Origin of the sequence: Psychromonas sp. (assembly GCF_047632995.1) — a bacterium.
Taxonomy (GTDB): domain Bacteria; phylum Pseudomonadota; class Gammaproteobacteria; order Enterobacterales; family Psychromonadaceae; genus Psychromonas.
Map to the genome: position 1 here is coordinate 24,963 of NZ_JBLIEK010000036.1, position 8,208 is coordinate 33,170.

The 8,208-nt window shown below is 38.4% G+C and carries 8 protein-coding genes and 1 other RNA gene; 2 read left to right on the forward strand and 7 right to left on the reverse strand.

What is annotated here, in order from left to right:
• Positions 1 to 241: 241 nt before the first annotated feature.
• The 3 genes from msrB to ACJAT7_RS08455 form a co-directional block, all read right to left on the reverse strand.
• The gene (gene msrB / locus ACJAT7_RS08445; protein ID WP_415226361.1) at positions 242 to 1,294 is read right to left on the reverse strand and encodes a peptide-methionine (R)-S-oxide reductase MsrB; all 1,053 of its coding nucleotides are present in this window, start codon (positions 1,292 to 1,294) and stop codon (positions 242 to 244) included.
• A 42-nt stretch (positions 1,295 to 1,336) separates the two neighbouring features.
• A complete protein-coding gene (locus tag ACJAT7_RS08450; protein WP_415226362.1) occupies positions 1,337 to 1,609 on the reverse strand; it encodes a hypothetical protein in 273 nt (90 codons plus the stop codon).
• Positions 1,610 to 2,019: 410 nt separating this feature from the next.
• On the reverse strand, positions 2,020 to 2,406 hold the full coding sequence (locus ACJAT7_RS08455; RefSeq protein WP_415226363.1) for a tautomerase family protein: 387 nt from the start codon (positions 2,404 to 2,406) through the stop codon (positions 2,020 to 2,022).
• A 1,028-nt stretch (positions 2,407 to 3,434) separates the two neighbouring features.
• Here ACJAT7_RS08455 and ACJAT7_RS08460 point away from each other — a divergent pair.
• Positions 3,435 to 3,986 (forward strand): hypothetical protein, encoded by a 552-nt coding sequence (locus ACJAT7_RS08460; protein ID WP_415226364.1) that lies wholly within the window; start codon positions 3,435 to 3,437, stop codon positions 3,984 to 3,986.
• A 113-nt stretch (positions 3,987 to 4,099) separates the two neighbouring features.
• Positions 4,100 to 4,510 (forward strand): hypothetical protein, encoded by a 411-nt coding sequence (locus ACJAT7_RS08465; RefSeq protein WP_415226365.1) that lies wholly within the window; start codon positions 4,100 to 4,102, stop codon positions 4,508 to 4,510.
• A 310-nt stretch (positions 4,511 to 4,820) separates the two neighbouring features.
• Here ACJAT7_RS08465 and ACJAT7_RS08470 read toward each other — a convergent pair whose 3' ends face one another.
• The 4 genes from ACJAT7_RS08470 to ssrA form a co-directional block, all read right to left on the reverse strand.
• Positions 4,821 to 5,984: a glycoside hydrolase family 5 protein gene (locus ACJAT7_RS08470; protein WP_415226366.1), complete on the reverse strand. Its 1,164-nt coding sequence runs from the start codon at positions 5,982 to 5,984 to the stop codon at positions 4,821 to 4,823.
• Positions 5,985 to 6,444: 460 nt separating this feature from the next.
• Positions 6,445 to 7,194 carry a substrate-binding periplasmic protein gene (locus ACJAT7_RS08475; RefSeq protein WP_415226367.1) on the reverse strand — a complete coding sequence of 250 codons (750 nt, stop codon included), beginning with the start codon at positions 7,192 to 7,194 and terminating at the stop codon, positions 6,445 to 6,447.
• A 568-nt stretch (positions 7,195 to 7,762) separates the two neighbouring features.
• Positions 7,763 to 7,966 (reverse strand): hypothetical protein, encoded by a 204-nt coding sequence (locus ACJAT7_RS08480; protein WP_415226368.1) that lies wholly within the window; start codon positions 7,964 to 7,966, stop codon positions 7,763 to 7,765.
• A gap of 118 nt (positions 7,967 to 8,084) precedes the next feature.
• Positions 8,085 to 8,208, reverse strand: a transfer-messenger RNA (tmRNA) gene (gene ssrA, locus ACJAT7_RS08485); the annotation flags it as partial.

Consider the following 8,208-nt stretch of genomic DNA (forward strand, 5'->3'; position numbering starts at 1 on the left):
CCTTGCTGTAGTCGTGCCTCATTGGAAAAATCTCGATATTATTTGCTCAAGTAATTATTCAGGAACTCCTGCTCTTTATGTCAGAAGAACAGACAGATAGGATCTGCTCCTAACCTCAACACCGAACAGGCGAGTGAAATAGTAATAAATCGAAGTTACCCATGATGTTTGGCTTTTAGAAAAGCTCGCGCACTTGTCGACATATGCATTGTTTATCTTTTGATATTAATCATTTACGATTTTATTTTTCAAAAAGTTTTATATACACACCGTAGCCTTCTTTATCTAAATCTTTCTTGGGAATAAAACGAAGAGCAGCGGAGTTAAGGCAATAACGCAGTCCTGTTGGTTTCGGCCCATCATCAAACAGATGGCCCAGATGAGACTCAGCATGTTTACTTACAACTTCAGTTCTTACGGAAAACCAACTTATATCTTCTTTTTCAATAATATTTTCCGGTTCAAGGGGCTTTGTAAAGCTTGGCCAACCAGTACCCGATTTAAATTTATCAAGCGAACTAAAAAGAGGCTCACCGGATACGATATCTACATAAATTCCCTCTTTATTATTATCCCAGTAATCATTATTAAATGCAGGCTCGGTAGCATCTTGTTGGGTGACTTTATACTGTAGGGGCGTTAATATTTTCTTAAGCTCTACACTGCTAGGCTTATTGAATTTTGATTTGTCCCCCTTGGATTTTTTATGCACGCTTTGATCTCCCCAGATTTCTTTTAAACGTTTATCTCGACCACAATTCCAGCGATAAGCTTTATAGCGAATTGGGTTGTTTTTATAATAATTTTGATGGTAACTTTCTTCACCTTTTATGGGATAAAAAATTGAGGCATTTAAAATGGGTGTTACAACTTTATTTTGGGGGAATTTCTCAATAACTTCCTTTTTAGATTGTTCCGCAATTTTCTTTTCTGTTTCGTTTGCTACGAATATAGCACTTAAATAACTTGTTCCTTTATCACAAAACTGTCCGTCTGGGTCAAAGGGGTCAATATTAACCCAATAATGTTCGAGCAACTCTTTGTAACTAACCTTATCAGGGTTATAGGTTATTTCGACTGCTTCATAATGACCTTGATGGTTGCCGTTGTAGGTCGGATTCTTTAATGCCCCACCTGTAAACCCAGATACAACATCGGTTACCCCCTCAAGTTTTTCAAAATCTGACTCCATACACCAGAAACACCCTCCAGCTAGTATTGTTTTATTCGCTGAAACATTGGAGACAGAGCCTAGTAATATTGTTAACAGACAAAAGACCAGTTTGTTTTTCATAGTACGCTTCCTTTTTAGTTTAGCTTTATTCTCAGTTGTTATTCACTGGTGTCCCCCACATACCACCACGATAAACAAACGTATTCCATTGCCCTTGGCATTATCATAATAATGAATTGGAACGACAAGTTCACTATAACCTGAAGAATGGTAAATTTTCGGTTCATAAGTAAAAAGAAATGAGTTTTGTACTCCATTAGAGAGCAGTTCTGAATCTAAACGCTCGATAATTGTTGTATACAAACTTTTTCCTTGAAGTCGTTTGGATATATGCGCAAAGCCACAAGCAATAAGTTCACCATCTTTTTTGTGCAAATAACCACAAAATAAACTCTGTAGCTATTTGAAGTAAGGCTAACGGTTCAAAGACGTGCTAAAAAATAAAATAAACGGATTATTTATGATTGACTATAGCCTCTTTTGATATGAATTCAATTTCCACATTAGCCTCCATTCACACCGATAACGCCGCAATAGCAAGCTCTTTTAGGTCTGATTTAATTGATTTGTTGGCTAAAGGGGGAAATGTATTCTATGACTTTTCATCGAGCGCATAAGCAGCTCCCATTGATAATCCTTCAAGTATTTCACCTAGATTGGTTTTACATATTTGGACATCACTCTTACTTTGATACGATCTTACTAAGTACTTTATGCATAGCTGGTCGATTACCTGCAATTATGCTGGCATCACTAACGACAATTGTACCGAGTGCAACGTGTTGCTATACGTTTACTTCATATTTTAAATCTTTAACTTCATCACCCGTTATTCCTCGAAATCCCCAGCAATGTTTAGGCTGTTCTTTTATTGTTATTTCAATATCTACAGGTGAAATATTAAGGCTATTTTCAATATTTTGAAATATTGATTTTATTAATGCTTTTTTGGTCTCTATTTGACGACCTTCCATCATATTAATTTCAATAACGGTATAGTTATCTGAACGACCACCGGGATAATAAAAATCAGATTTATCCATTGGAATAAAACGATGAATGCGTTTATCTTCAGGCATACCTAAAGTCGCTTGCATAGATTGATGAATAACATCTGATAATTTAGCTTTTATTGGATTAAGGTTTTCTTTAATTCCGTATATGACAATCATGCCGATCCATCCTTAAACGTATATACCCAAGCTACCTCAAGATGCAGATTCAGAGCTTCGCCCGGATGCTAGAGTAAGGCGTAACATGATGACCTTTCGAGCGATTAACTGCGTTAATCCTCTATCGGTAGATGTTAAATGCAAGCATTTAACATCTTGAATGGTTATTCCCTTTTCAAGTGTTGCAACGCAGCACTAGCTTTCGGGCGAAACTCCCGAAGGGCAAGACGATAAACGATGATCTTCGGTGTTAGAAGGCTTTGATTTAGAATAACTAGATCATCAGCCTTCTGCCTAGAATTCCATCATTTATCGTCTTGCTGATTCCTGCATCTTGAAGTGGTTTGGGTATGATGGCTGCGACAAGACTAAAGTGTCCGATTGCTTGCACTTTTAAGTGGCCATAAATTGAATTAATTTCCAGCAACTTTTTCTGTTTTAATGTTGTTACTCTTTGTAACGAAATGACTTGCTGTTTCAAGTAAGATTAACGATTCTTTAAATATTTGATCCATGGCACCATTTTCTCGGAACCACATTAGAGTTGATGATAGGTATAGGGCGGAAAAAAAACCATTACACGTTATTACAAGCCGATGCAGAGAGCCTGGCTCACCGCGACAACTGTATCGAGTCCGCGTCCAGCAACTTGTTGATTATGAGGTGAATTTAAGAGTTACTTTGACAAGTTACTTGTGCATCATAACCTTCCCAGATAATTATTGAGGAATCCTTAATAAAACATTTAATTCATTCCTATCCTCCATTAATGGAAAACACTCTTCTTGGCTCTTTGCTATTCCAATTATGCTAGCTTTTTCAATAGTGTTTTTTCATCTGATTTTACCAATGTAATATCTGTTGGTGTTTTAATCTCCTGATTTTTAATTGCATAAATAAAAAGCTTTGGATGTTCCGTCTTTCGAGTAATTTCACTCGAAACCTGTGGCTAGAATAACTGTTCTGCTACAATGCGCTCATATAGGCAAGGCACCCAATAATGAGGTGTTATAAAATAGGTATACTCAATGGGCTCAGCGTTAAAAGAACAAGAAGAAACTATCTTACAATACTTAGATACAACACATTACATCGAGTCTAATGCACCAAAAGCAGAAGAAAAACGAGAAGCTAAGTATAAGATTGGTAAAGCATGCAACAAAGCAAGAGAAATCCTTTGTAGTGATGAAGCTTTTCTTGATTGGGTATGGTCAAAGGTTATCGCTGAATGTTCAACGGATATTGAAGAGGTGACGCCTAATACGCTGATTTCTTGGCGTCTGCTGCCTAAATTTGGCACATTAGAGCAATGTGAAATAGTCGGTTTCACGCATATTTCTAAGCTACTGCTCGATAAAAATGCAGCAATGAAAGCACAAGTGCTAGAGATTATTGCGAATAATGATCCAGAAACGGCTCAGAAATTAATCAAAACGGTACTTAAGCCGGCAATTGATTTTACGCCAATTGTTGCTAACAAAAAGAATCTGGCTGATACCGTTGAAAAGGCTGATAAGTTATCAAAAGATGCACTAGTTGCTTTAGTTAAAGCAATGCACCAGCAGATGACTAACGCATAGACGAATGTGATTGGGCTAACTCCGAACTGTTGTGGCTGAGTGAAATCGGCCACACTATTCTGGTCTAATTGAACAATACACTGTTTGTGTACACCGCCATAAATTAGGTCATAATGACCAAAATAATAACTAAACATAAAATATGGAGAGAAAAATTGGCAAAGAGAGATTGGAAAGAATATATGGATAAATACTTAGATGATACGACAGCATTTACAGCCGCTGCATCATCAAGTCTGCCTAAAGGTATGGTATATGATAAAACTGGGAATAGACTTCCAACCCCTTATGCTCTTTTTTCGGAATGGTGTTCTTCAGACTTGTCTGGTGATTGGGCAATTATGAAAACTAAAGGAGGTTTTGTTGTGTGTACTGCTGATAGTTATGATGCGAGAACAATACTCGGTGAATTCAGAGCCACTGGAGCAGCTAAAATGACTAAAGCGTCTAAAACCACTTATACGATAGGTTATACGTTTTCGCAGTATACAACGTTAGCTGGTCACATGGGCTATGTACTGTAATGCATTGATTTCAAAGTAAATCTATACCTACATACTTTGTGATTGATTTCACATGCATAGTCTAATCCGGCAAAATTTACACTGCATTATCTAGCCCCAATCTCACTCCCACTCATAGTAAGTATCTACAGCTTGGTATAATCCGCTTGATGCTTCTATGTAGAACTTTTTAAATACAGTAATTGAAGACACTCAAAGCTTTTTGATAAAAAAGATATGGGTGTCTCGTCTTTTCGACTTACTCGTCTTTCGGTAGAAAATAACCACCTTGGCTCAATTTACAGTTATCGCTTATCTGCAAAGCTTTAAATCACTGTATTGGGATCAGTGCTTCAATGAGCTGTGGTCGCCATTGCCCCGTGTCTGCATCGTATGCGCCAAAACCGGATGCATATTCCCAATATGCCCAGCTAATATTACGTTTTTCAGCCTCGCGGGCAATAAAAGCGGTCCAGGCTTTTTGCTGGGCAGGAGCAGAATTACGTGAATAAACACCAAATTCACCCATAAACAGTTCAAAACCGCGATTAGGTTGCGCATTCCAACTGGTTACTCTATCAAAGAGGGCGATTAAGGGGGCCTGATCACTTGCCGTTCCTAGCCAAGGTGTGCCAATCCAATCCGCTGCCCCGTCAACCCATTCAGCACCTTGGTGGGTAAAATGAAAAGGTTCATAATAGTGGACGGTAATAATGGTGTTGCTTGCATCTACTGAGTTTGGTAATACTAACTTAGTTAAACCATCCGGGTGCCCCCAATTAGCCGTGCCAATCATAACGATGCGCTGCTCTGAGCCATTATTTTGCTGGGCTTCCATATCGTCCCAGATAAGCGTTAGTAATCGTGCGATTATGTTATTCCAGTCATCATAATCTATGCTGCCATTAGGCTCGTTCAATAATTCAAAGATAAGATTGTAGCGGGGATATTCCGAGAGTGGAAATTGTTCACTAATTTGTTGCCATATGCCTTGCAGACGAAGAATGTGTGCTGTTTGACGATTTTCTGGATCATCCATCATCTCTGTATAGTGATGCACATTTAAGATAACTTTTAGCTGCGTATTGTTTGCCCAGCCGACAACCTCTTTAACGCGCGCCATAAATGTAGAATCAATTGTATAAGGCGCTGCTAATTCGCTATGCGCGGACCAGCGAACAGGAATACGCACGGTTTTAAAGCCGGCATCGGCAATTCTTTGTAAATCTTCTTCAACCAGTACACGACCGCCAGTCCACTCGCCTTCGACGGGCGCCTCTAGGTAGTTGCCAAGGTTAAGTCCTCGCCCTAACTGCGTTTGCGCCAAACCTCCTTGTTCATTCCATGCATAAAGATCGCTGTAATAACTCTCAGATAACCGCACCGTATTATCCGTTTCAGGAGGGCTTGAATTGGAGCTGCCACAGCCGAGTAAATTATAACTGAGAGTGGCGAAGATTAAAGGCAGCAGCCGTTTGCGTAGAAAAGTCTTCATTATAAATCCTTATAAGGGGGGTAGCTGTCCGCTGTAAAAAACAAATACAGTTACGGGCTTAGAATTAAGGGGAAAACTAAACAGTGTTTGTCAAAATGAAAGTGATAAACGTCGTTCAGTCATATCGCCATTAAAAATATATTAATAAAATCGCTAAGATATTGCTGCAAGAGTTTGGATGTTTGCGGGTAAGATCTATAAAAAAGGCATCTGTTTCATGAGCTTTCATGGTAGTGAACTAACCCTGTTTAGTGGTAATCACTATCTGGGATAAATTATGAAAATAAGTTGTTGATTGCATATTTTCTTCATTACTTTTTTGGTACGAAAAAAGGTAGTTGAGCATCGCCATTTTGCTAAGTCGATAGCGCCCGCAAAATGGTGTAGAAAAACCGCTGATTACTAAAGAAGATTAAAAGAAAGATATGTCCCGTCTTTCGTATCCGTCTTTCGATTAAGACTATCGATAACGATCATAAATGCGCTTAATGGATCCATCTTTTAAAAGTTTTTCAATCGCTTTATTGAATCGAGGAAGTGCGTTCTTCTTTGTCGGATGAAAGCGAATCATCTGTTCGACTACACTAGTGGATTCTCCGATAACCAATTGATCAGTATAATGCTGTGTTTTTATTTGATACTGGGCAAAATCTTTATTGATAAACGCTTGATCTAAACGCTCGGCAAGTAATAACTGAATAAGCTTATTTTCACTGTTAAGGCGATTAGCCTTGATACGCCCGTCTGCAAAATAAGGTTCATATATGGGGTAATAATATCCCTTAATCACGCCTACTGTTTTACCTAACAAATCTTCTGGAGAATGAACTGCAATATATTGCTCTTGGCGAAATAATATAACCTCTTCAGACACAGTAAATGGAATACTATAATTTCCCTGTACAGATGAAGATTTTCGCCAAACGGGATTGGTCATTGGCTCAATATCAATTTTCCCGGTTTCAAACAGACGAAGAGCTCGTTTAAAGGGGACTCGAATATATTCAACCGAGTCTCCTGTCTCTTGGGTAATTGCAGTAAAAATATCACGAATAGTTCCCGTCCTTGAGTCGCCTTCTTCAAAAAAATAAGGAGGAAAAGACCCTGTGTGGAGCATTACCCGAAAAGTCTCTGCTGAGCTTATATGCGTAAAAAATGATAGAGCCATAAAAAGGGTAGCAGTAAGTCTGTAAGTAAGATGTTTGATCATTTGTCACCTCATTATCTCCTAAAAAACAATTCGCGATATTTAAGAAATTGAACCACTCATATTGCAGCTATTGAATGATTATATAATTAATGAGGTTATATTACTGAAAATTATTTGTAGTATTTCAGGAACACCTAACTCCCTAATATGCGCTCGTATATACGAGTTTTTATTGAGAGAGCTACCCTCTAGCCGAAGATATTTGCTAGCGAATTAAAGGGGGGGGGAGCTTTTGCGTTTTACCTAAAAAAGTAAAATGCAAGATAGCCTCTATTGAGGACATTACTCACTATGACACCCGGATAGGTGGGATTCCCAAATGTTTTTTGGGGCCCCGATTTTTATTTAATACGCACAAAGAAGTGCGCGTGTTAAAGAGCGTGCACAAAAAACTGAAAGTCGGGAGGTTGAAACCCCTTTAAAATAAAATGAACTTCATTGAAGTTAGTTTGATTCCGATTAACTAAGAAAATTAACAATAAATGGCTGGCCCGTCTTTTTATATCACCCCTTCATTAGCGAGTTCGTCGCGGGAGTTGTGATTGTTCGTTGGGATCACCCCACTTTTTTATTCGCAATCAATCTCTGTAATTATTGGGCGCATAACCTTATATTTTAGGCAGATTACTTTTTGCTTATCGGCTGTTAGCCGGTGTTCTTTTACTAACCTTTCCCATTGTTCAGGATCTTGTACTCTTTTCTTTAATTTATTCTGCTGAACCACTGCGTAGATAATAAAAGCAACTACGGCGATTATGATATAAATCATCATGGCTAATAACCTTCTCTATTTTAAAACCCTAAAAATGGCCTAGTGAGTTGCGTTTAAGTACGAATTACAGATACAAAAAAGGCTGAAATCTGTTAAGAAATCAGCCTTTTTTTAGGTGTGGTGGAGATGGGGGGAGTCGAACCCCCGTCCGAAAAACCTACATCCTCGGTACTACATGCTTAGTCAGTTATTTGGTTAACTCGTTGATCTCCAACTGACAGGATATCAAAAAGCGAGCCCGA